The sequence below is a fragment of the Streptomyces sp. NPDC050997 genome, assembly GCF_040660135.1.
Classification (GTDB): Bacteria; Actinomycetota; Actinomycetes; order Streptomycetales; family Streptomycetaceae; genus Streptomyces.
Map to the genome: position 1 here is coordinate 115,049 of NZ_JBFAGK010000016.1, position 26,227 is coordinate 141,275.

General features: G+C 70.7%; 21 protein-coding genes and 1 riboswitch. Of the genes, 13 read left to right on the forward strand and 8 right to left on the reverse strand.

What is annotated here, in order from left to right; all coding sequences use genetic code 11:
• Positions 1 to 62 precede the first annotated feature (62 nt).
• Positions 63 to 1,229: a citrate synthase/methylcitrate synthase gene (locus AB0H86_RS30635; protein ID WP_362445876.1), complete on the forward strand. Its 1,167-nt coding sequence runs from the start codon at positions 63 to 65 to the stop codon at positions 1,227 to 1,229.
• Between the two features lie 166 nt (positions 1,230 to 1,395).
• Here AB0H86_RS30635 and AB0H86_RS30640 read toward each other — a convergent pair whose 3' ends face one another.
• The gene (locus AB0H86_RS30640; RefSeq protein ID WP_362445879.1) at positions 1,396 to 1,632 is read right to left on the reverse strand and encodes a hypothetical protein; all 237 of its coding nucleotides are present in this window, start codon (positions 1,630 to 1,632) and stop codon (positions 1,396 to 1,398) included.
• Between the two features lie 221 nt (positions 1,633 to 1,853).
• Positions 1,854 to 2,405, reverse strand: a complete 552-nt coding sequence (locus AB0H86_RS30645) for a DUF6082 family protein (RefSeq protein ID WP_362445882.1) — start codon at positions 2,403 to 2,405, stop codon at positions 1,854 to 1,856.
• Positions 2,406 to 2,725: 320 nt separating this feature from the next.
• Here AB0H86_RS30645 and AB0H86_RS30650 point away from each other — a divergent pair, with 320 nt between their 5' ends.
• A complete protein-coding gene (locus tag AB0H86_RS30650) occupies positions 2,726 to 3,778 on the forward strand; it encodes a GTP-binding protein (RefSeq protein WP_362445885.1) in 1,053 nt (350 codons plus the stop codon).
• Here AB0H86_RS30650 and AB0H86_RS30655 read toward each other — a convergent pair.
• The gene (locus AB0H86_RS30655) at positions 3,775 to 6,231 is read right to left on the reverse strand and encodes a DNA topoisomerase IV subunit A (RefSeq protein WP_362445888.1); all 2,457 of its coding nucleotides are present in this window, start codon (positions 6,229 to 6,231) and stop codon (positions 3,775 to 3,777) included. The genes AB0H86_RS30650 and AB0H86_RS30655 overlap by 4 nt on opposite strands.
• A gap of 310 nt (positions 6,232 to 6,541) precedes the next feature.
• On the opposite strand from AB0H86_RS30655, the gene AB0H86_RS30660 reads away from it, so the two are divergent.
• From AB0H86_RS30660 to AB0H86_RS30675, 4 genes are all read left to right on the forward strand, one after another.
• Positions 6,542 to 7,912: a pitrilysin family protein gene (locus AB0H86_RS30660; protein ID WP_362446142.1), complete on the forward strand. Its 1,371-nt coding sequence runs from the start codon at positions 6,542 to 6,544 to the stop codon at positions 7,910 to 7,912.
• Positions 7,909 to 9,297 (forward strand): pitrilysin family protein, encoded by a 1,389-nt coding sequence (locus tag AB0H86_RS30665; RefSeq protein ID WP_362445891.1) that lies wholly within the window; start codon positions 7,909 to 7,911, stop codon positions 9,295 to 9,297. The genes AB0H86_RS30660 and AB0H86_RS30665 overlap by 4 nt, the downstream gene beginning before the upstream one ends.
• 262 nt (positions 9,298 to 9,559) lie before the next feature.
• A riboswitch (cyclic di-AMP (ydaO/yuaA leader) is annotated at positions 9,560 to 9,726 on the forward strand.
• A 13-nt stretch (positions 9,727 to 9,739) separates the two neighbouring features.
• The gene (locus AB0H86_RS30670) at positions 9,740 to 10,504 is read left to right on the forward strand and encodes a M23 family metallopeptidase (protein ID WP_362445894.1); all 765 of its coding nucleotides are present in this window, start codon (positions 9,740 to 9,742) and stop codon (positions 10,502 to 10,504) included.
• Positions 10,505 to 10,738: 234 nt separating this feature from the next.
• On the forward strand, positions 10,739 to 11,434 hold the full coding sequence (locus AB0H86_RS30675) for a GntR family transcriptional regulator (RefSeq protein WP_362445897.1): 696 nt from the start codon (positions 10,739 to 10,741) through the stop codon (positions 11,432 to 11,434).
• Positions 11,435 to 11,583: 149 nt separating this feature from the next.
• Here the strand turns inward: AB0H86_RS30675 and AB0H86_RS30680 are convergent, their stop codons facing one another.
• The gene (locus tag AB0H86_RS30680; protein WP_362445900.1) at positions 11,584 to 11,865 is read right to left on the reverse strand and encodes an HPr family phosphocarrier protein; all 282 of its coding nucleotides are present in this window, start codon (positions 11,863 to 11,865) and stop codon (positions 11,584 to 11,586) included.
• 175 nt (positions 11,866 to 12,040) lie between these two features.
• Between AB0H86_RS30680 and AB0H86_RS30685 the strand changes: the two genes are divergently transcribed.
• From AB0H86_RS30685 to AB0H86_RS30705, 5 genes are all read left to right on the forward strand, one after another.
• The gene (locus AB0H86_RS30685; protein WP_362445902.1) at positions 12,041 to 14,878 is read left to right on the forward strand and encodes a GNAT family N-acetyltransferase; all 2,838 of its coding nucleotides are present in this window, start codon (positions 12,041 to 12,043) and stop codon (positions 14,876 to 14,878) included.
• Between the two features lie 42 nt (positions 14,879 to 14,920).
• Positions 14,921 to 15,517 (forward strand): DUF5998 family protein, encoded by a 597-nt coding sequence (locus AB0H86_RS30690; protein ID WP_362446145.1) that lies wholly within the window; start codon positions 14,921 to 14,923, stop codon positions 15,515 to 15,517.
• Entirely contained in the window at positions 15,517 to 16,719 is a 1,203-nt protein-coding gene (locus AB0H86_RS30695; RefSeq protein ID WP_362445905.1) for a nucleotide pyrophosphatase/phosphodiesterase family protein, read from the forward strand. The genes AB0H86_RS30690 and AB0H86_RS30695 overlap by 1 nt, the downstream gene beginning before the upstream one ends.
• 48 nt (positions 16,720 to 16,767) lie before the next feature.
• Positions 16,768 to 17,418, forward strand: coding sequence for a thymidine kinase (locus AB0H86_RS30700; RefSeq protein WP_362445908.1), 651 nt, complete (start codon positions 16,768 to 16,770; stop codon positions 17,416 to 17,418).
• 479 nt (positions 17,419 to 17,897) lie between these two features.
• Complete coding sequence (locus tag AB0H86_RS30705) at positions 17,898 to 18,497, forward strand: ScbR family autoregulator-binding transcription factor (RefSeq protein ID WP_362445911.1); 600 nt, start codon at positions 17,898 to 17,900, stop codon at positions 18,495 to 18,497.
• A gap of 285 nt (positions 18,498 to 18,782) precedes the next feature.
• On the opposite strand, the gene AB0H86_RS30710 is transcribed toward AB0H86_RS30705, so the two are convergent.
• The gene (locus tag AB0H86_RS30710; protein ID WP_362445914.1) at positions 18,783 to 19,586 is read right to left on the reverse strand and encodes a VOC family protein; all 804 of its coding nucleotides are present in this window, start codon (positions 19,584 to 19,586) and stop codon (positions 18,783 to 18,785) included.
• A 377-nt stretch (positions 19,587 to 19,963) separates the two neighbouring features.
• Here AB0H86_RS30710 and AB0H86_RS30715 point away from each other — a divergent pair, with 377 nt between their 5' ends.
• Positions 19,964 to 20,815: a sulfurtransferase gene (locus AB0H86_RS30715; RefSeq protein ID WP_362445917.1), complete on the forward strand. Its 852-nt coding sequence runs from the start codon at positions 19,964 to 19,966 to the stop codon at positions 20,813 to 20,815.
• An 83-nt stretch (positions 20,816 to 20,898) separates the two neighbouring features.
• Here the strand turns inward: AB0H86_RS30715 and sepH are convergent, their stop codons facing one another.
• The 3 genes from sepH to AB0H86_RS30730 all read right to left on the reverse strand — a co-directional run bounded on the left by sepH (position 20,899) and on the right by AB0H86_RS30730 (position 24,877).
• Entirely contained in the window at positions 20,899 to 21,948 is a 1,050-nt protein-coding gene (sepH, locus tag AB0H86_RS30720; protein ID WP_362445920.1) for a septation protein SepH, read from the reverse strand.
• A 411-nt stretch (positions 21,949 to 22,359) separates the two neighbouring features.
• Positions 22,360 to 23,679: a D-arabinono-1,4-lactone oxidase gene (locus tag AB0H86_RS30725; protein WP_362445923.1), complete on the reverse strand. Its 1,320-nt coding sequence runs from the start codon at positions 23,677 to 23,679 to the stop codon at positions 22,360 to 22,362.
• The gene (locus tag AB0H86_RS30730; RefSeq protein ID WP_362445926.1) at positions 23,639 to 24,877 is read right to left on the reverse strand and encodes an MFS transporter; all 1,239 of its coding nucleotides are present in this window, start codon (positions 24,875 to 24,877) and stop codon (positions 23,639 to 23,641) included. Before AB0H86_RS30730 ends, AB0H86_RS30725 begins: the two co-directional genes overlap by 41 nt.
• A 214-nt stretch (positions 24,878 to 25,091) precedes the next feature.
• Between AB0H86_RS30730 and AB0H86_RS30735 the strand changes: the two genes are divergently transcribed.
• Positions 25,092 to 26,219 carry a ferrochelatase gene (locus tag AB0H86_RS30735; protein WP_362445929.1) on the forward strand — a complete coding sequence of 376 codons (1,128 nt, stop codon included), beginning with the start codon at positions 25,092 to 25,094 and terminating at the stop codon, positions 26,217 to 26,219.
• Positions 26,220 to 26,227: the final 8 nt, after the last annotated feature.

Sequence of the window (26,227 nt, forward strand, 5' to 3'; positions counted from 1 at the left end):
TAATCAATATTGACACGCGTTCAGTCAATCATGGACAGTCAAATCAAGTCCAGGGAGGAATCATGTCCGTCAACAGGTCAGCAGGCACTCTCGTCGAGGTACCGCGCGGGCTCGCGGGAGTCGTCGTCACCGATACCGAGATCGGGGACGTCCGGGGGGTCGAGGGCTTTTATCACTACCGCCAGTACTCCGCGGTCGACCTCGCGCGGACCCGTGGGTTCGAGGACGTCTGGCACCTCCTGGTCCACGGTGAACTGCCGGACGCCGCTCGTTCAGCCGCCTTCACCGTCGAGACCGCCGCGCTGCGCCGGCTGCCCGCCGAGGTGTGGGCCGCCCTGCCCGCCGTCGCCGCGGCGGGCAGGGGCGCCGGACCGCTCGCCGGGATGCGCACCGCGCTGTCGCTGCTCGGTGCGGCGAAGGGCTTCGGTCCGGTGTACGACCTGGACGCGGACCAGCGCCGCGCGGACACCCTCGTCGCGACCGCGGCCGTACCGACGCTGCTTGCCGCACTGCATCGACTGGGCCGAGGGCTGGACCCCGTGGAGCCGCGCGAGGATCTCTCGTACGCGGCCAACTACCTCTACATGGTGACGGGTTCGGAGCCGGAGCCGCAGCGTGCCCGAGCGGTCGAGCAATACTTGATCTCAACCATTGACCACGGATTCAATGCATCAACGTTCACGGCGCGGGTCATCGCGTCGACGGGAGCAGATGTGTCGGCGTGTCTCGTGGGAGCGGTGGGGGCGTTGTCCGGACCGTTGCACGGCGGTGCTCCCAGCCGTGCGCTGGACACGCTCGACGCGATCGGTACACCGGACCGCGTCGACTCCTGGATCCGCGAGCGTGTCCTGGCCGGCGAGCGCATCATGGGCTTCGGTCACGCGATCTACCGCACGGAGGACCCCCGTTCCCGGATGCTCCGTGAGATCGCTCTGCGGTTCGGAGGTCCGCGCGTCGACTTCGCCGTCGAGGTCGAGCGCCATGTCGAGCGGATCCTCGCCGAACTGAAGCCCGGCCGGGAACTCCACACCAATGTCGAGTTCTACGCCGGCGTGGTCATGGAGCTGTGCGGTCTGCCGCGCGAGATGTTCACCCCCACCTTCGCGGCGGGGCGCGTGGTGGGCTGGAGCGCCAACATCCTGGAACAGGCGGCCGACTCGAAGATCATCAGGCCGGTGGCACGGTATGTGGGGCCGGGGGCGCCGGTCGAGGTGCCGCGAGCCGCCTGACACGCGTGTGGCCTGGTGCCGTTCTGGCGCCAGGCCTCATCGGTGGTGATCGAGCAGGGACGGGGTGACGAGCTGCTCGCCGGGTGGTTGCCGGGTCGCTCAGCGGTTCTGCGCGGCCGGGGAAGTCGTACGGGACGAGTCTGGGGTGGACACGTGCTCGCTGGAGTCAGGCGTCGGGGATGTCCGCCTTGGCGCGAATCAGGGTCTCCCGGCTGACGATGACGATGCGCTCGTAGTCGGCGCGGGCGGCGTCGGCGGGGAGTTCGCGCTCAAGCGCGTCGGTGGCCTCGGTGCCGATGACGGCGAAGTTGCCGTCGCTCAGCTCGAACACGTCCGGGCAGGTAGCTCCTGAGTTACTGCCTCGGGCGCTTGGGGGCACACCGATGCGGCGCACGATCTTCAAAGGTACCGGTCCTTACGAACAGAAAGCCTGGGCATAGTAGTGGTGAGCACGCTAGCGGTGTTCCTGAGGCCCTTGTGGCTGGATGGCCAAAAGTCACTCAGGCGTGTCTGCGCGGTGTTCGTGTTGACCGGCTCGACGGTGTCGGACGGCGGGTCACTCGATCGGCCGAGCCGGCCGGTCGCCAGCGGCAGTAGGTCGGCCGGGTCAGTAGGTCGGCCGGGTCAGTCGGTCGGTGGGTCGCCGACGACCCACCAGTCGTCGGTGTCGGCTTCGTCGAGGTCCCTGACCAGACCGTCGACCATGTGCCCCAACTGGGCTTCCACGGACGACTCGTTCAGGGTGGCCCGCATGTGCCTCGATGCCTCCCAGTACTCCCGGAACACGGGACTCTGGAAGAACTCCCGCAGATGCCGGTACAGCTCCTCCCGGTCCAGACTTCCCGCCCGGTAGAGGTGGTAGAGGTGGACATACCAGGCGTTGGCGTAGAAGAACTGACGGCGCCTCTCCACCGGGATGCTCTTGTCGTACGTGTCGATCACTGCCGCGAGGGAGGGGTCGTCCATCGCTCGGACCAGCAACTCCCATTGCATACGCTGCTGATGCGCCAGAGCCTTGCGTCGAATCGCCAGCTCCTCGAGTTCCAGCTGCCGCTCGTGCAGACGCGACTTCTCCAGCCTCCATTGACGCGCTGCCACCGTCACGGTGGCGGCGGCAGCCAGGAGAGTGAGCGCGGCGGAACCCAGCCTCCCCGCAGAGGACTTCCGTGTGGCCATGTCAACCCCCGAATCAGGCGGCCGTCCGCCGGTCGTCGGGGTGCGGGTCGACTGAAGGGGACCGGCGAGCGGTGGGCGGCGCTTGCCGTCTCCCAGGGTGCCGAGCGGCTCTGATCGGCGGGGGAGGCGGAGAGGGGCGCACGGAGGGATGGGAGGGTCGCACGAACCGGCGCCTTGCCCAACGTCTGCCCCGCGAGCACTGCTGAGAATCGTTCACTCAGCGGTCATTCTTCCGGCTCGTATCCTGGGTGGGCATTCAATCCTCGTACGTGCGCAGGGGGACAATCCGGCGCACGCGGTGGCGTGAGAGAGGTAGCGCGTTGAGTCGGACCCCGCAGCAGATCCCGGTTGTCGTCCTTGCCGGATTCCTCGGCTCCGGCAAGACCACCCTCCTCAACCACCTCCTCCACCACAGTGGCGGCAGCCGGATCGGCGCCCTCGTCAACGACTTCGGCGCCATCGAGATCGACGCGATGGCCGTGGCGGGCGCCCTCGGCGACTCCACCGTCTCCCTCGGCAACGGCTGCCTGTGCTGTGCCGTCGACGCCAGTGAACTCGACGTCTACCTGGAGCGGCTCGCCCGGCCCGCCGCCGGTGTCGACGTCATCGTGATCGAGGCCAGCGGGCTCGCCGAGCCCCAGGAGCTGGTACGCATGGTGCTCGCCAGCGAACATCCCGGGATCGTGTACGGGGGTCTCGTCGAGGTCGTCGACGCCGCCGAGTTCGACGACACCCGCGCCAGACATCCCGAGATCGACCGGCATCTCGCCCTCGCCGACCTGGTCGTCGTCAACAAGCTCGACCGGGCCGACGACGGTGAGCGCGTCCTCGGGCTGGTCCGGTCCCTCGTCGACCGTGCCGCCGTCGTGCCCGCCGCCCACGGCCGTGTCGACCCCGAGTTCCTCTTCGACTGCCGGCCGAGCGAGGAACGCGTAGGGCAGCTGTCCTTCGATGATCTGCACGATCGCACCGAGGGCCACGATCACGGCTCCCACCTGCACTCCGGCTACGACAGCGTGTCCTTCGGCTCCGAAGTCCCCCTCGACCCGCGCCGCTTGATGCAGTTCCTCGACAGCCGGCCCGAGGGGCTGTACCGGATCAAGGGGTACGTCGACTTCGGGCCGTACGACTTCCGCAACCGCTACTCCCTGCACGCCGTCGGGCGGTTCCTCCGGTTCTACCCGGAGCCCTGGGCCGCCGCAGACGCCCGCCTCACCCAGCTCGTCCTCATCGGCTCCGACATCGACGCGGCCGCCCTCGGCAAGGAGCTGGAGGCGTGCAAGAGCGACGCCCCACACGCCGATGAGCACGGCATGTGGGGCGTTCTGCGCTACGTGGCCGATCCGGAGGAGGAAACCTTCCAGGAGGCCTAGACCGGTCCCGCCACGACCGCCACCGTCTTCCCCAGGGACACGCCCGAACCGTCCCGGCGCGGGTCCATCTCCGGGAGGTCAGCCGGGGTGCCGTTCTTCTGGGCTGCCTTGGCCGGACTGGCGCCCGCCCAGGCCAGGGACAGACAGTCCTCGCCCTTGAGGAACCGCTGGCAGCGGACACCGCTGGTGGCCCGGCCCTTGCGCGGGTACTGATCGAACGGGGTCAGCTTGGCCGTCGTCTGCACGGAGTCGTCGAGCGTGCCGCGCGAGCCGGCGACCGTGAAGACGACCGCGTCGATGGCCGGGTCGACGGCCGTGAAGGAGATGACCTTCGCGCCCTCCACGAGCTTGATGCCGGTCATACCGCCCGCCGGACGGCCCTGCGGGCGGACATGCGCGGCCTGGAAACGCAGCAGCTGGGCGTCGTCCGTGATGAAGACCAGGTCCTCCTCACCGGTGCGCAGCTCGATCGCGCCGACGATCCGGTCGCCCTCCCTGAGGGTGATGACCTCCAGCTCCCCCCTGTTGGTCGGATAATCCGGGACCACCCGCTTGACGACGCCCTGTTCGGTGCCGATCGCCAGACCGGGGGACGACTCGTCGAGTGTGCTCAGACAGATCACCGTCTCGTCCCCCTCCAGGGAGACGAACTCCGACATCGGGGCGCCGCCGGAGAGGTTCGGCGCCGCCGCGGTGTCCGGGAGCTGGGGCAGGTCGACCACGTTCACCCGCAGCAGGCGCCCGGTGGACGTCACCACGCCGATCTCGCCGCGCGCGGTGGCCGGCACCGCCGAGACGATCACGTCGTGCTTGGCTCGTCGGGCGTCCTCGTCCGCCGGGAACGGCTCGCCGTTCGCCGTACGGGCCAGCAGTCCCGTCGAGGACAGCAGCACCCGGCACGGGTCGTCGGCCACCTGGAGCGGCACGGCGGTCGTCGGGTTGCCGGCCGACGACAGCAGGACCGTACGTCGCTCGGTGCCGAACTTCTTGGCCACCGCGGCCAGTTCGGCGGAGACCAGCTTGCGCAGCTCGGCGTCCGAGTCCAGGATCCGGGTCAGCTCCGCGATCTCCTCGTTGAGCCGTTCCTTCTCCGCCTCCAGCTCGATGCGGTCGTACCTGGTGAGGCGGCGCAGGGGCGTGTCGAGGATGTACTGGGTCTGGATCTCCGACAGCGAGAACGCCTCCATCAGGCGTTCCTTCGCCTGGGCGGAGTTGTCGCTGGAGCGGATGAGGCGGATGACCTCGTCGATGTCGATCAGCGCGGTGAGCAGACCCTCGACCAGGTGCAGCCGGTCGCGCCGCTTGGTGCGGCGGAACTCGCTGCGGCGGCGCACGACCTCGAAGCGGTGGTCGAGGTAGACCTCGAGGAGCTCCTTGAGGCCCAGGGTGAGAGGCTGGCCGTCGACCAGGGCCACGTTGTTGACGCCGAAGGACTCCTCCATGGGCGTCAGCTTGTAGAGCTGCTCCAGGACGGCCTCGGGCACGAAGCCGTTCTTGATCTCGATGACCAGACGCAGACCGTGCGAGCGGTCGGTGAGGTCCTTGACGTCCGCGATGCCCTGCAGCTTCTTCGAGCCGACCAGGTCCTTGATCTTGGCGATCACCTTCTCCGGCCCGACCGCGAAGGGCAGCTCGGTGACGACGAGACCCTTGCGACGTGCCGTCACGTCCTCCACGGCGACCGTCGCGCGGATCTTGAAGGTGCCGCGGCCCGTCTCGTACGCGTCGCGGATGCCGGTCAGGCCCACGATGCGGCCGCCGGTGGGCAGGTCGGGGCCCGGGACGTGCCTCATCAGGGCGTCCAGATCCGCGTTCGGGTGGCGGATCAGGTGACGGGCGGCCGCGATCACCTCGGACAGGTTGTGCGGCGGCATGTTGGTGGCCATACCGACCGCGATGCCCGAGGCGCCGTTCACCAGGAGGTTCGGGAACGCGGCGGGCAGCGCCCCCGGTTCCCGCTCCTGGCCGTCGTAGTTGGGGGCGAAGTCGACCGTGTCCTCGTCGATGGACTCCGTCATCAGGCTCGCCGCCTGGGCCATCCGGCACTCGGTGTACCGCATGGCGGCCGGCGGGTCGTCGTTGCCCAGCGAGCCGAAGTTGCCGTGCCCGTCGACGAGGGGGACGCGCATCGAGAAGGGCTGGGCCATGCGCACGAGGGCGTCGTAGATCGACGCGTCGCCGTGCGGGTGCAGCTTGCCCATGACCTCCCCGACGACACGGGCGCACTTCACATAGCCGCGGTCGGGGCGCAGGCCCATCTCGCTCATCTGGTACACGATGCGGCGGTGTACCGGCTTCAACCCGTCCCGGGCGTCCGGCAGGGCGCGGGAGTAGATGACCGAGTACGCGTACTCGAGGTAGGAGCCCTTCATCTCGTCCACGACGTCGATGTCGAGGATCCGCTCCTCGTACGAGTCGTCGGGCGGCGGGGTCTTCGTGCTGCGGCGGGCCATCGCTGCCGGCTCCTCCTGTTTACTGGTCGCTCACGTACTGGGCGCTCGCTTGCTGAAGCGTGAACGGCATCTGCCGCGGACCATTGTGGACCGCGGCACTGACAACGCGGACCAGGACCCGGTGTCGGCTGCTCGGCCCGGTGCGGGGAGACACCTCCCCCACGACTGTCCGCAGGCTACGCGATCCGCTGTCGGCGTACGCCCCCCGGGAACTTCGCCGAGGCCTCACGCGCTTGCATACAGTGGCAGGACCGGCAGGAAAACCGCGGTTTCCAGGACCGCGACCGCGATCGAAGGGACGTACATGCCCATGGGTCACACGGCCACAGCCCAGGCAGGCTCCGGGGGCCTGAAAGCGACCGAGCACCGCCTGGCCAACGGGCTGCGCGTGGTGCTCTCCGAGGACCACTTGACCCCGGTCGCGGCGGTGTGCCTCTGGTACGACGTCGGTTCGCGCCACGAGGTCAAGGGCCGTACGGGCCTGGCTCACCTTTTCGAGCACCTGATGTTCCAGGGCTCCGGACAGGTCAAGGGCAACGGGCACTTCGAGCTGGTCCAAGGCGCGGGCGGCTCGCTCAACGGCACCACCAGCTTCGAGCGCACCAACTACTTCGAGACCATGCCGACCCACCAGCTGGAGCTCGCCCTCTGGCTGGAGGCCGACCGGATGGGCTCCCTGCTGATCGCCCTCGACGAGGAGTCGATGGAGAACCAGCGGGACGTCGTCAAGAACGAGCGACGGCAGCGCTACGACAACGTCCCCTACGGCACGGCGTTCGAGAAGCTCACCGCGCTCGCCTACCCGGAGGGCCACCCCTACCACCACACCCCGATCGGCTCGATGGCCGACCTGGACGCCGCCACCCTGGAGGACGCCCGCGCGTTCTTCCGCACGTACTACGCGCCCAACAACGCCGTCCTGTCGGTGGTCGGCGACATCGACCCGGAGCAGACGCTCGCCTGGGTCGAGAAGTACTTCGGGTCCATTCCGTCGCACGACGGCAAGCCCGCCCCGCGAGACGGCGCGCTGCCGGACGTCATGGGCGAGCAGCTGCGCGAGGTCGTCGAGGAGGAGGTCCCGGCCCGGGCCCTGATGGCCGCCTACCGGCTGCCGCACGACGGCACGCGCGCGAGCGACGCGGCCGACCTGGCGCTCACCGTCCTCGGCGGCGGCGAGTCCTCCCGCCTCTACAACCGGCTGGTACGGCGTGACCGTACGGCGGTCGCCGCCGGCTTCGGCCTGCTGCGGCTGGCCGGGGCGCCCTCCCTGGGCTGGCTGGACGTGAAGACCTCCGGCGACGTCGAGGTACCGGTCATCGAGGCCGCCATCGACGAGGAGCTCGCCCGGTTCGCCGCGGAGGGCCCCACGGCCGAGGAAATGGAACGCGCCCAGGCCCAGTTGGAGCGCGAGTGGCTGGACCGGCTCGGTACGGTCGCGGGCCGCGCCGACGAACTGTGCCGCTACGCCGTCCTGTTCGGCGACCCGCAGCTCGCCCTCACCGCCGTCGGGCGTGTGCTCGACGTGAGTGCGGAGGAAGTCCAGGAGGTCGCCAAGGCCTGCCTGCACCCCGACAACCGCGCGGTGCTCGTCTACGAGCCGACCACCACCGAAGCCGAAGACGCCGAAGACGCCGAAGACGCCGAAGCCACCGACGAGAACGACGAGGAGGCGGCCCAGTGACCGAGCTCGCCGCGATGGAGTTCCACCCCCAGCCCCAGGCGGGCGATGCCAGGCCCTGGGCGTTCCCGGCCCCCGAGCGCGGGACGCTCGACAACGGCCTCACCGTCCTGCGCTGCCACCGCCCCGGCCAGCAGGTCGTCGCCGTCGAGGTGCTTCTGGACGCGCCCCTGGACGCCGAACCGGCCGGTCTGGACGGCGTCGCCACCATCATGGCGCGGGCGTTCTCCGAGGGCACCGACAAGCACTCCGCCGAGGAGTTCGCCGCCGAGCTGGAGCGCTGCGGCGCCACCCTCGACGCGCACGCCGACCATCCCGGCGTACGGCTCTCCCTCGAAGTCCCCGCCTCCCGCCTGGCCAAGGCCCTGGGCCTGCTGGCGGACGCCCTCAGGGCGCCCGCGTTCGCGGACAGCGAGATCGAGCGGCTCGTCCGCAACCGCCTCGACGAGATCCCGCACGAGCTGGCCAACCCCTCCCGGCGGGCCGCCAAGGAGCTCTCCAAGGAGCTGTTCCCGGCGACCTCGCGCATGTCGCGCCCCCGCCAGGGCACCGAGGAGACGGTCGAGTCCATCGACTCGGCGGCCGTACGCGGCTTCTACGAGAAGCACGTCCGCCCGGCCACCGCCACCGTCGTGGTCGTCGGCGACCTCACCGACATCGAGCTCGACGCGCTGCTCGGCGACACCCTCGGCTCCTGGACCGGCTCCTCGGCCCAGCCGCGTCCCGTGCCGCCGGTGACCGCCGACGACACCGGCCGGGTCGTCATCGTGGACCGCCCCGGTGCCGTCCAGACGCAGCTGCTGATCGGCCGCATCGGCCCCGACCGGCACGCGCGCGTGTGGCCGGCCCAGGTGCTCGGCACGTACTGCCTGGGCGGCACCCTCACCTCCCGTCTGGACCGCGTCCTGCGGGAGGAGAAGGGCTACACCTACGGGGTCCGGGCGTTCGGGCAGGTCCTGCGCTCGACTCCGGACGGCTCGGGTGCCGCGATGCTCGCCATCAGTGGCTCCGTGGACACGCCGAACACCGGCCCCGCCCTGGAGGACCTGTGGACGGTGCTGCGCACGCTCGCGGCCGAGGGGCTGACCGACGCCGAGCGTGACGTCGCCGTCCAGAACCTCGTCGGGGTGGCGCCGCTGAAGTACGAGACCGCGGCGGCGGTCGCGGGCACGCTGGCCGACCAGGTCGAGCAGCACCTGTCCGACGACTTCCAGGCGACGCTGTACCAGCAGCTCGCCTCGACCGGCACCGTGGAGGCCACCGCGGCGGCCGTGAGCGCCTTCCCGGTGGACCGTCTGGTGACCGTCCTCGTCGGAGACGCCGCGCAGATCAAGGAGCCCGTAGAGGCTCTCGGCATCGGCGAAGTCTCCGTCGTCTCCGCGGAGTAGCGACACGGAGTAGCGACACGGAGTAAAGGCACGGAGCAGCCACAGCGGAGTCACCACACCTCCGCGAAGTGGCCACAGGTGTGCCCGGGGCCCCGGTGACAGCACAGTCACTGGGGCCCCTCGATGTCCGAATTGGGGGAGAGGTTGCCTGTCTGCCCTGTGGCATGCGCTACAAAAGCCGTGATCCGTTTGGGGATTGAAAGTTGCCCCGCTTAGCGTCATCCGGGCTGTCCGTCAGCCAGTGCGCCGCATCCGCGGCACCGGACAGTCATCGCCGAGTCCCCGCATGGCGCGAGCCAGGGGAGCCGGGGACCCACATGTGAAGTCCCTGGGGTGAATCGGACGCCCGCGCGCACCGCGAGGGGGTCCGTAGGAGACCTTCCTGCTCCGAACCCGTCAGCTAACCCGGTAGGCGAGAAGGAAGGAAAGGACAAGCCACCACATGGCGTTCATGTGCGCCGCCGGGAAGCACCGTCGTCCCAGCCGGATGAAGCGCGGCACCGCCCGCGCGGCGGGTGTCGCGGCACTCACCACCACCGGCGTCATCGGTACCCTGGCCGCCCCGGCGCTCGCCGCCGAGCCCGCGGTCGAGCAGACCGGCCTCACCCCCGTCATCACCATGGGTAATTCGATCGCGGACCAGATCGACGCCCAGGCCGTCGCCCAGAAGCAGGCCGCCGAGGAGGCCGAGGCGCAGCAGAAGGCCGAGGAGGCCGCGCGCAAGAGGGCGGTCGTGGAGGCCACCAAGGCCCGCGAGGCCAAGGAGCGCGTCGCCCGCGAGGAGGAGCGCAAGCGCCTCAACACCTATGTCGCCCCGATCTCCGGCTCGTACGTCTCGACGGGCTACAAGAGCGGTGGCTCCCTGTGGTCCTCCGGCAGCCACACCGGCATCGACTTCCACGCCTCGACCGGCACCACCGTCCACGCGGTCGGCTCCGGCACCGTGGTCGAGGCCGGCTGGGGCGGGTCGTACGGCAACCAGATCGTCATCAAGATGAACGACGGCACGTACACCCAGTACGGCCACCTGTCGTCCATCGGCGTCTCGGTGGGGCAGACCGTCACCCCGGGTCGGCAGATCGGCCTCTCCGGCGCGACCGGCAACGTCACCGGACCCCACCTGCACTTCGAGGCCCGCACGAGCGCCGAGTACGGCTCGGACATCGACCCGGTCTCCTACCTCCGATCGCACGGCGTGAACGCCTGACGCACGCGCCCGTGAACGTCTGACGCGCGCGTCCGTGAACGTCTGACGACGGGCGGCGAGACAACCCGAGGCCCCGGCTCCCCGAGCCGGGGCTTTCGGCGTTTCTGATGCCCGGCTGTCCAAAAAATATCCATGGGTTCCGGCCTGCCATCGGAAATTCCCGCTCATTGCAATAGAGTCACCGAACACACGTCAATCGTCGACGTTTCACGGGGATTAAAGCGGAGGTCGGTCATGCGTATTCCGGCGCACTCGGTATGCACGGCGATCCGTGACGACATCGTCGCGGGTGTCTACGAGCGCGGCAGCCGGCTCACCGAGGAACTCCTCGCCCGCCGCTACGGCGTCTCGCGCGTCCCCGTCCGGGAGGCCCTGCGCACGCTGGAGGCGGAGGGCTTCGTGGTGACCCGGCGGCACGCGGGCGCGTGCGTCGCGGAACCCACCGAGCAGGAGGGCACCGACCTCCTGGAGATGCGGGTGCTGCTGGAACCGCTCGGCGCCTCCCGGGCCGCCCAGCGGCGCACCGAGGCCCACCTCAAGGTGCTGCGCGGACTGGTCCGGCTGGGCCAGGAGCGGGCCAGGAGGGGTACCAGCGATGACCTGCGCTCCCTGGGGGGCTGGTTCCACGAGACCCTCGCCCAGGCGTCCGGCAGCCCGGCGATGACCTCCATGCTGACCCAAATGCGCCACAAGATCGCCTGGATGTACGCGGTGGACGCGCCCGCCAACCCGGTGGAGTCCTGGGCGGAGCACGGCGCGATCGTGGACGCGGTGGCGCGCGGGGACAGCGAGCGGGCGCGAGCGGTCACGGCGCTGCACACCGAGCGTGCCACGGCCGCGCACCGGTTGCGCTTTCCGTCGCAGGGAGATCGCCCGGACCGTGTGAGGAACTCGCAACATCCCGTAAACATGACGAGCCTGCGGCATTAACACGGCAGCCGTATACAAAGAGGAGATAATTCGAGGGGGATTATTTCCGCTGCCCGTAAACGGGGAAATCGACCTGTGACCGGGAAATGCGAAGGGGCTCGCCCGATAATTCGGACGAGCCCTTCGGGGTCGCGCTGCGGCGTTTGTGCTCAGACGGTCTCGGGGAGCTCCTCGAGACCTTCGGCGACAAGCTTCGCGAGGCGGTCGAGAGCGGCGTCCGCCCCTTCGGCGTCGGAGGCGAGGATGATCTCCTCGCCGCCCTGCGCGCCCAGGCCGAGGACGGCCAGCATGGAGGCCGCGTTGACGGGGTTGCCGTCGGCCTTGGAGATCGTCACCGGGATACCTGCGGCCGTGGCGGCCCGGACGAAGATGGAAGCGGGGCGGGCGTGGAGACCCTCGGCCCAGCCGACGTTGACGCGGCGCTCAGCCATGTGATGCTGCCCTTCGGTGTATCAGGGTTGTCTAGACCAGTTTCCCATACGTGAAGCATGCCCGGAGCGGTCCTTCGTCCCGCTCCTTCGTGTGGTCGGACCGCGGCCTCGGTCCGATTCGTCCTCCGCGGACTGCCTCGCGTCGTTGTCCTACGCGAGTCGTACTCTGGGGCCCATGCAGACCTCGTCGGACCGGCATGAGTACCCCGCCCACTGGGAGGCCGACGTGGTGCTGCGCGACGGTGGTACCGCGCGCGTCCGGCCCATCACCGTCGATGACGCCGATCGCCTCGTCAGCTTCTACGAGCAGGTCTCGGACGAGTCGAAGTACTACCGCTTCTTCGCGCCCTACCCTCGTCTGTCCGCCAAGGACGTCCACCGCTTCACGCACCACGACTTTGTGGACCGGGTGGGACTCGCGGCCACCATCGGCGGCGAGTTCATCGCAACGGTACGCTACGACCGCATCGGCACTGACGGCATGCCCGCCTCCGCCCCCGCCGACGAGGCCGAGGTCGCCTTCCTCGTCCAGGACGCCCACCAGGGGCGCGGAGTGGCCTCCGCCCTCCTCGAACACGTCGCCGCTGTCGCCCGCGAGCGCGGTATCCGCCGCTTCGCCGCCGAGGTGCTGCCCGCCAACAGCAAGATGATCAAGGTGTTCACGGACGCCGGGTACACCCAGAAGCGCAGCTTCGAGGACGGCGTCGTACGCCTGGAGTTCGATCTTGAGCCGACGGACCGCTCGCTCGCCGTGCAGTACGCGCGTGAACAGCGCGCCGAAGGACGGTCCGTGCAGCGGCTGCTCACGCCCGGCTCCGTCGCCGTCATCGGGACCGGCCGAACACCCGGCGGGGTGGGCCGCAACGTCCTCGGCAACATCAGGGACGCCGGGTTCAGGGGCCGGCTGCACGCCGTGAACAAGGCCCTGCCCGAGGGACAGAAGGAGGTCGACGGGGTGCCCGCGCACCGGTCGGTGCGGGACATCGACGGGCCGGTCGACCTGGCGATCGTCGCCGTGCCCGCGGAGCATGTCCCCGAAGCCGTCGAGGAGTGTGGCCGGCACGGCGTGCAGGGGCTCGTCGTGCTCTCCGCCGGTTACGCCGAGAGCGGGCCCGAGGGGCGCGAGCGACAGCGGGAACTGGTCCGGCACGCGCGCGCGTACGGCATGCGGATCATCGGGCCGAACGCGTTCGGGATCATCAACACCTCGGCGGACGTACGCCTGAACGCCTCCCTCGCCCCGCAGATGCCCCGGCCGGGGCGGATCGGGCTGTTCGCCCAGTCCGGCGCCATCGGCATCGCTCTGCTGTCCCGCTTGCACCGGCGCGGCGGCGGGGTCACCGGGGTGAGCGGCGTCTCGACCTTCGTGTCGTCCGGCAACCGCGCGGACGTCTCCGGCAACGACGTCCTTCAGTACTGGTACGACGACCCCGACACCGACGTGGTGTTGATGTACCTGGAGTCGATCGGCAACCCGCGCAAGTTCACGCGGCTCGCGCGGCGGACGGCGGCGGCGAAACCCCTGGTCGTGGTCCAGGGCGCGGGTTCCGCGCCGCAGGGGCACGCGGTACGGGCGACGCGGCTGCCGCACGCCACGGTGTCCGCGCTGCTGCGCCAGGCCGGGGTGATCCGGGTGGAGACGATCACGGAACTGGTGGACACGGGACTGCTGCTCGCGCGGCAGCCGCTGCCGACCGGCGCCAGGGTGGCGATCCTCGGGAACTCCGAGTCGCTGGGGTTGCTGACGTACGACGCGTGTCTCTCCGAGGGGCTGCGGCCGTTGCCGCCGCTGGACCTGACGACGGCGGCGTCGCCGGGCGACTTCCACGGGGCGTTGTCGCGGGCGCTGGCGGACGACGCGTGCGACGCGGTGGTGGTCACGGCGATACCGGCGGTGGGGGAGGGGTCGGCCGGGGACGCGGCGCTGGCCGAGGCCCTGAGGTCCGCCGCCGAGCAGGTCCCCGGCAAGCCGGTGCTGGTGGTCCACGTGGAACTCGGCGGCCTCGCGGAAGCGTTGTCGGCCGCTGCGAGCACCGCACCACAGGTGGGTTCGGCGACATCCGGAACCGTCGTACGTTCCCACCCGTTCCGTCCGCTGGACCGACTGGCCACCTCGGGGACGGGCGAGGTGCCCGCCCCCCGGACCGGCTCCCGCCTCATCCCCGCCTACCCCGCCGCCGAACGTGCCGTCCGGGCGCTCTCCGAAGTGGTCCGGTACGCGCAGTGGCGCCGGGACGCCGCCGAGCCCGGCAGGGTGCCCGAGTACGAGGACATCGACGAGAAGGGGGCCGCGTCCCTGATCGGCGGGCTCCTCGCGCGCGGGCAGGGGCTCACCCTCGGCACCGAGGAGACCTGCGACCTGCTCGGGAAGTACGGCGTGCGGGTGCACCGGGCCCTCAGCGCCGCCACCCCCGACGACGCCGTCCGGGCCGCCGACGCCCTCGGCTACCCGGTGGCCCTCAAGGCGACCGCCCCGCACCTCAGGCACCGCGCCGACCTGGGCGGCGTCCGGCTGGATCTCGCCGACGAGGAGCAACTGCGGCGTGCGTACGCCGAGTTGACCGAGATGTTCGGGAAGCCGGAGGAGCTGCGGCCGGTGGTGCAGGGCATGGCGCCGCGGGGAGTCGACACCGTTGTCAGGGCGGTGATCGACCCGGCGGCGGGCGCCGTGCTGTCGTTCGGACTCGCCGGCGCCGCCTCCCAGCTGCTCGGGGACATGGCGCACCGTCTCGTCCCGGTCACCGACCGGGAGGCCGGCTCACTGGTCCGGTCCATCCGGACGGCCCCCCTCCTGTTCGGCTGGCGCGGCTCGACGCCCGTCGACACCCCCGCACTGGAGGAGCTGCTGCTGCGGGTGTCGCGGCTGGTCGACGATCACCCCGAGGTCGTCGCGATCACCCTTGAGCCGGTGGTCGTCGCCCAGCGCGGCCTGAGCGTTCTCGGAGCCTCCGTACGACTGGCGCCACCGCCCGCCCGGGACGACCTCGGCCCGCGTACACTCCCCGCGTACTGAGACCACCGGGAGCGTGCCTCGCAGTCAGTGGGCCCCCGTAAGATGGACGTCATGGCCAAGACCAGTACGACGACCCAGGGGCTGCGAGCGGCGATCGAGCGCAGCGGCTACTACCCGGCCCTCGTGGCCGAGGCGGTGGAGGCCGCTGTGGGCGGCGAGCCCATCCGGTCGTACCTGGTCCACCAGGAGACGACGTTCGACCAGAACGAGGTGCGGCGGCATGTGACCGTGCTGGTCCTCACCGGCAACCGCTTCATCGTCAGCCACACCGACGAGCAGGCCTCGGACAGCACCTCCCCGACGCCGTACGCCACCACCTCCACCGAGTCCGTGAAGCTCAGCCGGGTCTCGTCGGTCGTGGTCAGCCGTGTGGTCGCGAACCCCGAGCAGTACCAGCCCGGCACCGTGCCCCGCGAGGTTGTACTGACCATCGGCTGGGGCGCGGTCTCCCGCATCGACCTGGAGCCCGCCGCCTGCGGCGACCCCAACTGCGAGGCCGACCACGGCTACACCGGAAGCTCCACGGCGGACGACCTGAGCCTGCGGGTGAGCGAGGCAGGGGACGGCCCCGAGACGGTGCGCCAGGCGCTCGTCTTCGCGCAGGCCATCTCCGAGGCGACCGCGGACGTCACCCGCTGATGGCGCATCCCGCCTCCGCCTGGGACCAGCACCCGGAACCGCTCGCCCTCGACTCCGCACCCGTCCCCGCGTACGGCAGCGGCTCCCTCGCCGACCTGCTGCCCACCCTGGCCGCGGGCATGGCCGTACCCGGAACCACCGCGACCATCTCCGAGTTGACCCCCGCCGACCGGAACTGCGTGTTCCTGATCGACGGGCTCGGCTGGGAGCAGTTGCGGGCACACCCGGACGAGGCGCCCTTCATGACCTCGCTTCTCGGCAGCTCGCGCGGCGGCACCGGCCGGCCGCTCACCACCGGCTTCCCGGCGACCACCGCCACCTCCCTCGCCTCCGTCGGCACCGGGCTACCGCCGGGCGCGCACGGCCTGCCCGGCTACACCGTGCGCAATCCGGCCACCGGCGAGCTGATGAACCAGCTGCGCTGGCAGCCGTGGACGGCGCCGGGCACCTGGCAGCCGTATCCCACGGTCTTCCAACTGGCCGACCGGGCGGGTGTGCACGCGGCCCAGGTCTCGGCCCCCACCTTCGAGAACACCCCGCTGACCAAGATCGCGCTCAGCGGCGGCACGTTCCACGGCCGGACGACCGGCGAGGAGCGCATGGACATCGCGGCCGCACAACTGGCCGCGGGCGACCGCTCCCTGGTCTACACGTACTACGCCGAGGTGGACGGTGCCGGCCACCGCTTCGGCGTCGACTCCGACACCTGGCGCGGCCGGCTGATGTACGTCGACCGGCTGGTCCAGCGGCTGGCCGAGCAACTGCCGCCGCGCACCGCGCTGTACGTCACCGCCGACCACGGCATGATCGACGTCCCCTTCGACGAGCAGCACCGCATCGACTTCGACGAGGACTGGGAACTACGCGCCGGGGTCGCCCTGCTGGGCGGCGAGGGCCGCGCCCGCCATGTCTACGCGGTCCCGGGCGCCGAGAATGACGTCCTGACCTGCTGGCGCGAGGTGCTCGGGGAGCAGTTCTGGGTGGCCTCGCGGGACGAGGCGATCGCGGCGGGCTGGTTCGGGCCGTCGCACCAGGTCGAGCGACGCGTGTACGACCGTCTCGGCGACGTGGTGGCCGCCGCCCGTGACGACGTCCTGATCATCGCCTCGGAGCGGGAGCCCAAGGAGTCGGCGATGGTCGGCAACCACGGTTCGATGACCCCTGCCGAGCAACTGGTCCCGCTGCTCGAAGTACGCTCCTGAAGTCCGCAGGCCCACCTCGTCCGTGAACCGAAAGGTGTTCGACTCGCCATGCCCGAGCTGGTGTTCTTCTCCGGAACGATGGACTGCGGGAAGTCGACGTTGGCGCTCCAGATCGGGCATAACCGATCAGCCCGGGGGCTTCAGGGCGTGATCTTCACGCGGGACGACCGGGCGGGCGAAGGGAAGCTGTCCTCGCGACTGGGCTTGGTGACGGAGGCGGTCGAGGCGGCGCCGGGCATGGATCTGCACGCCTATCTGGTGGGCCAGTTGTCGAAGGGCGGCAGGGTGGACTACGTGATCGTCGATGAGGCGCAGTTCCTCGCCTCGGAGCAGATCGACCAGTTGGCTCGGGTCGTGGACGACCTGCGTCTGGACGTCTTCGCGTTCGGTATCACCACCGACTTCCGCACGAAGCTGTTCCCTGGCTCGCAGCGGTTGATCGAGCTGGCGGACCGGATCGAGGCCCTTCAGGTCGAGGCGATGTGCTGGTGTGGGGCGCGTGCCACGCACAACGCCCGCACTGTGGGCGGTGAGATGGTCGTGGAGGGGGAGCAGGTCGTCGTCGGTGATGTGAACGGCCCCGCCGCGGAGGTCGGCTACGAGGTGCTGTGCCGACGTCACCACCGCCGCCGGATGACAAGCGCCTCCGCGCATGCCGGCGCGCTCTCACCGGACGTCCTGCCGGTCGCCCTCGCCTGACAGTCGACGTCCGAGCCGCGGGTGCGTCCCGTGACGGAGCACGGGAGCGGTTCGGTCGGCGCCGGTGCTCCGGCGAACACAGTCGGGACGTCCGCGCGCCCCACCCGCAGCCGCCGGTACGGGTTCGGGGCGTGGCAGCCGAACCGGGTGCCGGCCGTCGCCAGGTACTCACCGTCCCTGAGCACGGCGACGTCCACGGACATCGACACGGGCAGTGACCGCTGGTACCTGATGCCCCGGCACCTGACGCGCAGTTCCAGCTCGGCCGACGTGCGCTCGACGCGCATCGCCCCGGTCTCGCGCCAGCCGGTCAGGAAAACCTCCGACACCGCTGCCCGGTGTACGTACTTGGCTCCACCCCCCGGTGCAGTGCAGCTCCTGGATCGTGTCCGGGAGCCGTATGTAAGTAAAGGGTGTTCGTTTTGTTTGTCGGGTGAGGGCGGGTAAGGGTCATGCCAGAACCGAAGCAGGAACGAGCGATGAAGACGCGTCACGCGATTCTCGTCGCGGCTGCGGAGGTGATCCATGAGAACGGCTACAGCGGTGCGAGCATCAGCAAGATCATGGACCGGGCCGGTGTCACCCAGGGCGGGATGTACTTCCACTTCAAGTCCAAGGAGGCCTTGGCGCAGGCGGTGATGACCAGCCAACAGCTCTTCGTCGACCTGCCCGACGCGCCGGACGGGTTGCAGCGGCTGGTGGACATGTCCTTCGAGATCGCCGCCGAGTTGCGGAAGAACGTGCTGTTCCGCGCCAGTGTGCGACTCGCTGTCGAGCAGGGCGAGTTCGGGCCGAACGACGACACCGCCTACGTGGAATGGGCGCACCGGTTCCACCGCCAACTCGTCGCGGCACAGGAGCGCGGCGAACTGCTGCCGAGCCTTGACCTGTGGGAGTTCGCCAAGGTGCTCGTGGGTGCCTACACCGGGACCCAGCTCTACTCCAACGCCGCCAGTGGACGCGCCGACCTTCCGCAGCGCCTGGTCTGGATGTGGCGCTTCCTGCTTCCGGCGTTGGCCACCCCCGAGGCCGTGGCGGCTCTGACCATAGGCCCGTCGGGCTCCGGCGCGGCCGCGTGAGACCTGCCCGGATCGTCCTCAGCGGCGCCACCGGGTTCATCGGGTCGGCGGTGCGGGGTGAGCCGCACCGGCGGGACCGGACCGTGGGCCGCTCCTGTGTCCGTCGGGGCCGGCGACGAGTGGCATCCGGGTGATCTCACCGTCCCGGGCGGCCTGCGCGGGATGTGCGACGGGGCCGACGTGCTGCTGCACCTCGCGACGAGCCTCGGTCCTCCGGGTCGAGGTCGTCGTCGTCGGCGGCGACGTCGTCGATCGGTCGGGCGCCGTCGACTACGAGGGCTCTCCTCAGCGTGCGGTGCGGATGAGCGAGAACCGGGCGCCCTCGGGGTCCGCCACCGTCGCCGCGCGACCGTGGGGGGTGTCGTGCGGCGGCTCCAGGACGTGGCCGCCGAGGTCGACGAGCCGGGCGGCCGCCTCGTCCGTGTCGGCGACCTCGAAGTACGTCATCCAGTGCGGCCCCCAGTCGCGCAGCCGGGCCTGGCCCACGCCGTGGATGCCGGCGACGGAGCGGTCACCGAGGCGCAGGGTCACATAGTCGATGTCGGTGGAGACCACCGGCTTCTCCTCGTAACCGAACACCGTCTCGTAGAACTTGGCGACGCTCGCGGTCTCGAAGGTCAGCAGTTCGTGCCAGGCCGGTGTGCCGGGCACCCCGTCGAGGGACGTGCCGAGGTGCGCCGCCGCCTGCCACACGCCGAAGACCGCACCGGCCGGGTCCGAGCCGATCACCAGCCGCCCGGCGTCCTCGGCGTCCAGCGGCCCCACCCCGACCGTGCCGCCGCACAGCCGTACCGTTTCGGCGGTCAGGTCCACGTCGTCCGAGGCGAGGTAGGGCGTCCAGGCGAGGGGGAGGTGGCGGTCCGGGGGCAGTTGGCCGATGCCGGCCACCTCGTGTCCGTCGAGCAGGGCCCGGACGTAGGGGCCGAGTTGCTGCGGCCCGGGCCGGAACTCCCAGCCGAACAGCGAGTGGTAGAAGTCCTGGGTCGCCGCCATTCCGTGCACCATCACGCTCACCCAGCACGGTGTGCCGGGCACCTGCCGGGCGTGCGTCCCGCCGTTCGGGCCGGCCGACCCCCTTGCCTCGGTCATCGTCACTCTCTTCTCGGCCTCTCGCGGCGGCCGTGTCGCTTCGCTTCCGCTGCCGGGCCCCCGTGCGCACGGACTCCCTGTGTGCGGAATCCGAGCGTATGGAGCCAGTGTCCACGGTTCCGGTGCGTACGGACCCGTGCCGATGCTCGTACCACCCGCGCGACCGCGCGCTCCGGGCACGCCGCCGTGCGCCGGCTCCCGTGACCGGAGAATGCCCGTCGTGCGCGGTCCCGTCCGTTTCCGTGCGATGGCCGGCGCGTGGCGATCGGCTGTACAGCATGTGCCCGATCCCGTACGCCTCGTGATCGAGCCTGCCCGGCGGAGCAGAGTAGCCGGACATGAACGATGCGGCCACCCCGTGCGCAAGGATGGTGGGCATGAACGCCATCATCTCCGCATCCGAACTCGCCGGCGACCTGACGGGCGACAACCCGCCAGTCCTGCTCGACGTCCGCTGGCAGCTGAGCGTGGCCAAGGCCGCCGGGGAGCCGCCCTTCGACGGCCGGGCCGAGTACGCGGCCGGGCACATCCCCGGGGCCGTTTTCGTGGACCTGGACCGGGAGCTCGCCGCGACACCCGGCACCGGCGGCCGGCACCCGCTGCCCGACCTCGCGGAGTTCGGCGCCGTGATGCGACGGGCCGGTGTCTCCTCGGGCACGCCGGTGGTCGTGTACGACGGCGGGCAGGGCTGGGCGGCCGCCCGCGCCTGGTGGATGCTGCGCTGGACGGGTCACCCGGACGTGCGTGTCCTCGACGGTGGGTTGCCGTCCTGGCGGGGCGGACTGTCGACGGACAGGCCAGAACCGGCCGAGGGTGACTTCCGGCCGAATGCGGACGCGGCGGGTCTCCTCGACGCGGACGGGGCCGCGGCACTGGCCCGCTCCGGGGTGCTGCTGGACGCCCGGGCGGGGGAGCGCTACCGGGGCGAGGTGGAGCCGATCGACCGGGTCGGCGGCCACATCCCGGGCGCGGTCTCCGCCCCCACCACCGAGAACGTGGCGGCCGACGGCGCCTTCCTCCCGGCGGAGGAGCTGGCCGCCCGCTTCAAGGCACTGGGCGTGTCCGACGACTCGACGGTGGGCGTCTACTGCGGGTCCGGCGTCTCCGGCGCACACGAGGTGCTGGCTTTGGCGGTCGCGGGCGTCCCGGCCGCGCTGTACGTCGGTTCCTGGTCGGAGTGGTCGTCGGACCCGTCGCGTCCGGTCGCCGTCGGGCCCGATCCTCGGTAGACGGACGACGGAGGGCCCGCGCCGACCGGCGCGGGCCCTCCACAGCGTTCTGTACGACCTCCACAGCGGGAGCTGTACGAGGGCTACTCCTGCTTCTTCCGCCGTGTGCCGAACACGATCTCGTCCCAGCTCGGGACAGCCGCCCGGCGTCCCGGGCGGACGCCGTCCGCCTCGGCCTGGCGGTCGGTGGACCCGACGAGGCGGTCGCGATGGCCGCCGACGGAACGAGGCATGAGGACATCCGCGTAGGCGGATCCGGCCGAGGCCGCGGGAGCCGGGGGCTCCTCGGTCTCTGGCTCCGGGGCGGGCTCCTCCGCCTCGGGTGCCTCCTCCGACGGGCGTTCCGGGACCACCAGGTCGCCCCGGAAGCTTGGCACCGCCTCCAGCAGGCTGGTCAGCGAGTCCCGTTCGCCCGCACTCGCGGTCGCCGTCTCGTCGGCGGGTTCGAGAGGCGGCGCCGGCAGGCTCGGCCTCTCGAGGGCGCGGTCCAGCGGACGGTCCCGCGGCAGTCGTGCGATGCGCGGTACGAAGGGAAAGCTGGGCTCCGGCGTGGCCGCGAGGTCGTCGGACTCACCGATCAGCGAGCGCGCCTCCTCGTCGACGGCCTGGACGAGCCGCCGGGGCGGGTCGTACGTCCAGCTCGCCGAGTGGGGTTCGCCCGCGACCACGTAGACCAGCAGGACCTCCCAGGTGCCGTCGTCGCGGCGCCACGAGTCCCACTGCACGGTGTCCTTGTCGGCGCCGCGCAGGGTCAGCCGCTCCTGGACGGCCTCGCCCAGCTGCGGTCCCACGTTCTCGCCGGGGCGGCGCACCGGAGTCTTCCGGGCCCGCTCGGCCATGAACGCGCGCTCGGCCAGCACGGGACCCTCGAAGCGGCGTACCCGATCCACGGGGATCCCGGCCATCTGAGCGACCTCTTCCGCGGTCGCGCCGGCACGTATCCGCGCCTGGATGTCACGGGGGCGGAGATGGCTCTCCACCTCGATCTCGATCTGGCCGAGGCGGGGACGGTCGCCGCGCACGGCAGCGCGCAGGCGTTCGTCGATCGGAAGCGTGTACTCCGTAGAGTCGGCAGCCTTCAGCACCAGCCGTGTGCCGTCATTGGAGACGGCCACGACACGCAGTTCGGGCATGGGGACCTCCCGGGTGGTGCCTGCCGACGTCACGTGCGTCGCTGCTTCCGCTAGTCGAGTGTGGCCTGCCCGGGTGCAGCCTGCCACAACCTTGCCGAGTTGCCCGGCGTGTCGGGCACAGGCCCTAGATCGCCGTTATGGCACGGTTACCTATTCGCAACGCTAAGTGACATACTCCGTCACCCTGTGCAACTAGCCCCCTCCCGGCGGTCCTTGAAGGCCACGGACGCCCTGGCGGGAGACCGAACCCAGGGCTCGCAACAGTACTCCATTCGGGCCACGTGCGTGGATTGGCGCGCCGCCCAACTTCTTCCGCCGGACGGTACTTGAGTACCCCGAATCGGTTTTCAGGATCTTGGAAGTGGCGTACTTCACGCAATCATCAGAAACGGAACCAATGGCTTCGCCCGCTTACGCCCCCAACACCCGCCGCACGTAGTCGTTCTGGAACCGACGGTCCGGGTCGAGCCGGTCCCGCAGCGCCGCGAACTCGCCGAAGCGCGGGTAGACCCCGGCCAGGTACTCGGCGTCGCGCGTGTGCACCTTGCCCCAGTGCGGCCGGCCCTCGTACGCCGTGAAGATGCGCTCGGCGGCGGTGAAGTACGCCTGGTAGGGCGTCCCTTTGACCAGGTGGACGGCGATGTACGCGCTGTCCCGGCCGGACGCCGTGGACAGCGTGATGTCGTCGGCCGGGGCCGTGCGCACCTCGACCGGGAAGCTGATCCGCAGACCGGAACGGCCGACCATCGTCCGCAGCTCGCGCAGCACCTCGGTCACGGCCGCGCGCGGGACGGCGTACTCCATCTCCACGAAGCGCACCCGGCGCGGCGAGGTGAAGACCTTGTACGGGATGTCGGTGTAGGTCCGGGCGGACAGGGCCTTGCTGGACACCCGGGCGATCGTCGGGATCGTGGCGGGCGCCGCGCGGCCGACCCACTGGGCCACCTGGAAGACGCCGTTGGAGAGGAACTCGTCCTCGAACCAGCCCGCCAGCTGCCCCACCGGCTGTTCCGGGCCCGCGCTGCGGTTGTTGCGCTTGGTGTTGGTGCTGCCGGTGTGCGGGAACCAGTAGAACTCGAAGTGCTCGTTCTCGGCCCACAGTTGGTCGAACTCGGCGACGACGCGGTCGAAGGGCATCGGCTCCTCGCGCGCCGTGAGCAGGAAGATCGGCTCCACGGCGAAGGTGATCGCGGTGATGATGCCGAGGGCGCCCAGTCCTATTCGGGCGGCCGCGAACACGTCCGGGTGCTCCTTCTCCGAGCAGGTGAGGAGCGAGCCGTCGGCCGTGACCAGCTCAAGGCCCCTGATCTGCGCGGCGATCGAACCCGACTCGCGGCCCGTGCCGTGCGTGCCTGTGCTGGTGGCCCCGGAGACGGTCTGCTCCATGATGTCGCCCATGTTGGCCAGCGACAGACCTTCGCGGGCCAGGGCCATGTTGAGCCTCTTGAGCGGGGTGCCGGCCTCGACCGTGACCTCGCCGGCGGCACGGTCGATGTTGCGGATTCCGGTCAACAGTTGAGGGCGGATCAACACGCCGTCGGTGGCGGCGATGGACGTGAAGGAGTGCCCGCTACCGACGGCCTTCACCTTCAGCCCGTCCTCGGCGGCCTTCCGTACGGCATCCGCCAGTTCCTCGACCGAGGCGGGCGTGACCTCCCGCGCGGGACGGGCTGCGACGTTGCCGCTCCAGTTACGCCACGTGCCGTTCTTCCCGCTCGCTGTGCTGCTCAACGATGCCTCCCCGACGCGGAGCCGGCCTGCTGAGCCGGCGGTACCCGAGGAAACCGACCGCGACCGCGACGGCCCCGGACACCGCCGGAACCCCGTACCCGGCCCGCGCGCCGGCGGCGTCGATCACCCAGCCGGACACGGAGGAGCCGAGCGCGACCCCGACCGCCAGGCCGGTGCTCACCCAGGTCATGCCCTCGGTCAGTTGCGCGCGTGGTACGTGCTGCTCGATCAGGGACATCGTGGTGATCATCGTGGGAGCGATGGACAGACCCGCAACGAACAGCGCCACGGCCAGAAACGGCAAGTTTCCGACCAGTAGGAGGGGGATCATACTCACGGCCATCGCACATATGCCCAGCAGCCAACGAGGTTCGGGCGCCCCCTTGAAGTGCAGCAGCCCGAACACGATTCCCGCCGTACAGGAGCCCGCCGCGTAGAGCGCGAGGACCAGGCTCGCGGCGCTCTTGTGCCCCTGCGCGTCGGCGTAGGCGACGGTGACCACGTCGACCGCCCCGAAGATCGCGCCGGTCGACACGAGGGTCACCACGAGGACTTGGAGACCGGGGGAGCGCAGGGCCGTACCGCCGCCCTGCTGCGCGCGCGGATGCGGCACGGGCTCGGTGGCCCGCTGGGCGGTGAGCCACTGGACGCCGACCGCCAGGAAACCCGCGGCGAGCAGCGGACCGGCCTCCGGGAACCAGGCCGTGGACAGTCCGATGGAGATGATCGGTCCGAAGATGAAGCAGACCTCGTCGATCACCGATTCGAAGGAGTACGCGGTGTGCAGCTGCGGGGTGCCCCGGTAGAGCGCTGCCCAGCGCGCCCGGATCATCGCGCCGACACTCGGCACACAGCCGATACCGGCGCTGCACAGGAACAGCGTCCAGTCCGGCCACTCGTAGTGCGCGGCGAACAGCAGCCCGGCCGCCGAGACGAGCGAGATCAGGGTCGCCGGGCGCAGCACCCGCCGCTGCCCGTACTGGTCCACCAGCCGTGAGACCTGCGGGCCCGCCACCGCGGCGGCCAGCGCGATGGTCGCCGACAGCGCGCCCGCCAGGCCGTACCGACCGGTGAGCTGGGAGATCATCGTGACCACGCCGATGCCCATCATCGACAGCGGCATCCGGCCGAGAAGTCCCGCGGCGGAGAAACCCTTGGAGCCGGGGGCGGCGAACAGGGCTCGGTAGGGGCTGGGCACGGGGTCTCCGGTCGGGCGGGAGCGGGGCGGCTCGGTGATCGGCTCGGTGATCGGCTCGGCAAGGCGAGAACGCGGCAGGCTCAGTAAGGCGTGAACACCGCCGATACAGCTTACGAGTCAGGTGACCCTCATGCACCCTGGCGGACGTACCGGGAACCAGGGTGGTCACCCCGCCGTTTCCCGGCTGTCAGTACCTGATGACAGGATCGACCCCATGCCAGACGCGCTCGAAGCCACCCCCTACGACGCCCTGCTCCTGCTCTCGTTCGGCGGCCCGGAGGGGCCGGACGACGTCGTCCCGTTCCTGGAGAACGTGACGCGCGGGCGCGGAATCCCGAAGGAACGTCTGAAGGAAGTCGGTCAGCACTACTTCCTGTTCGGCGGGGTCAGCCCCATCAACGACCAGAACCGCGCCCTGCTGGACGCCCTCCGCAAGGACTTCGCGGGCCACGGCCTGGATCTGCCGATCTACTGGGGCAACCGCAACTGGGCGCCCTATCTGACGGACACCCTGCGGGAGATGGTCGCCGACGGCCGCCGCCGCATCCTGGTCCTCGCCACCAGTGCCTACGCCTCCTACTCGGGATGCCGCCAGTACCGCGAGAACCTCGCCGAGTCGCTGGCCGCCCTGGAGGCCGAGGGCCTGGAGCTGCCGAAGGTCGACAAGCTGCGGCACTACTTCAATCACCCGGGCTTCCTGGAGCCCATGATCGACGGCGTGCTCGAGTCCCTCGCCGACCTTCCCGAGGACGTCCGTGACGGCGCGCACCTCGCCTTCACGACCCACTCGATCCCGATCGCGTCCGCGGACACCTCGGGCCCGGTCGAGGAGCACGGCGACGGCGGCGCGTACGTCGGACAACACCTGGACGTGGCCCGGCTGGTCGCCGACGCCGTCCGTGAGCGCACCGGCGTCGATCACCCCTGGCAGCTCGTCTACCAGTCCCGCTCCGGCGCCCCGCACATCCCGTGGCTGGAGCCCGACATCTGCGACCACCTGGAGGAGCGGCAGGCGGCCGGGGCCCCGGCGGTCGTCATGGCGCCCATCGGTTTCGTCTCCGACCACATGGAGGTCATGTACGACCTCGACACGGAGGCCAGGACCAAGGCCGAGGAGCTGGGCCTGCCGGTCCGCCGCTCGGCCACCGTCGGCGCCGACCCGCGGTTCGCCGCCGCGATCCGCGACCTCGTCCTGGAGCGCGCCGCCGTCGAGCGCGGGCGGGAGGTCACGCCGTGCGCCCTGGGCGCGCTCGGCGCCGACCACAACCTGTGCCCGGTCGGCTGCTGCCCGGCCCGCGCCCCCCGCCCCGCCGCCGCAGGCGCCGACAGCCCCTACGCGTGAGGAACCCC

Bases quoted from the DNA above. Each gene is read 5' to 3' on its own strand.
- AB0H86_RS30710 (WP_362445914.1), bottom strand. From the start codon at position 19,586: ATGACCGAGGCAAGGGGGTCGGCCGGCCCGAACGGCGGGACGCACGCC.
- AB0H86_RS30645 (WP_362445882.1), bottom strand. From the start codon at position 2,405: ATGGCCACACGGAAGTCCTCTGCGGGGAGGCTGGGTTCCGCCGCGCTC.
- AB0H86_RS30695 (WP_362445905.1), top strand. From the start codon at position 15,517: ATGGCGCATCCCGCCTCCGCCTGGGACCAGCACCCGGAACCGCTCGCC.
- AB0H86_RS30635 (WP_362445876.1), top strand. From the start codon at position 63: ATGTCCGTCAACAGGTCAGCAGGCACTCTCGTCGAGGTACCGCGCGGG.
- AB0H86_RS30735 (WP_362445929.1), top strand. From the start codon at position 25,092: ATGCCAGACGCGCTCGAAGCCACCCCCTACGACGCCCTGCTCCTGCTC.
- AB0H86_RS30670 (WP_362445894.1), top strand. From the start codon at position 9,740: ATGGCGTTCATGTGCGCCGCCGGGAAGCACCGTCGTCCCAGCCGGATG.
- AB0H86_RS30715 (WP_362445917.1), top strand. From the start codon at position 19,964: ATGAACGCCATCATCTCCGCATCCGAACTCGCCGGCGACCTGACGGGC.
- sepH (WP_362445920.1), bottom strand. From the start codon at position 21,948: ATGCCCGAACTGCGTGTCGTGGCCGTCTCCAATGACGGCACACGGCTG.
- AB0H86_RS30655 (WP_362445888.1), bottom strand. From the start codon at position 6,231: ATGGCCCGCCGCAGCACGAAGACCCCGCCGCCCGACGACTCGTACGAG.
- AB0H86_RS30680 (WP_362445900.1), bottom strand. From the start codon at position 11,865: ATGGCTGAGCGCCGCGTCAACGTCGGCTGGGCCGAGGGTCTCCACGCC.
- AB0H86_RS30700 (WP_362445908.1), top strand. From the start codon at position 16,768: ATGCCCGAGCTGGTGTTCTTCTCCGGAACGATGGACTGCGGGAAGTCG.
- AB0H86_RS30705 (WP_362445911.1), top strand. From the start codon at position 17,898: ATGAAGACGCGTCACGCGATTCTCGTCGCGGCTGCGGAGGTGATCCAT.
- AB0H86_RS30690 (WP_362446145.1), top strand. From the start codon at position 14,921: ATGGACGTCATGGCCAAGACCAGTACGACGACCCAGGGGCTGCGAGCG.
- AB0H86_RS30660 (WP_362446142.1), top strand. From the start codon at position 6,542: ATGGGTCACACGGCCACAGCCCAGGCAGGCTCCGGGGGCCTGAAAGCG.
- AB0H86_RS30675 (WP_362445897.1), top strand. From the start codon at position 10,739: ATGCGTATTCCGGCGCACTCGGTATGCACGGCGATCCGTGACGACATC.
- AB0H86_RS30685 (WP_362445902.1), top strand. From the start codon at position 12,041: ATGCAGACCTCGTCGGACCGGCATGAGTACCCCGCCCACTGGGAGGCC.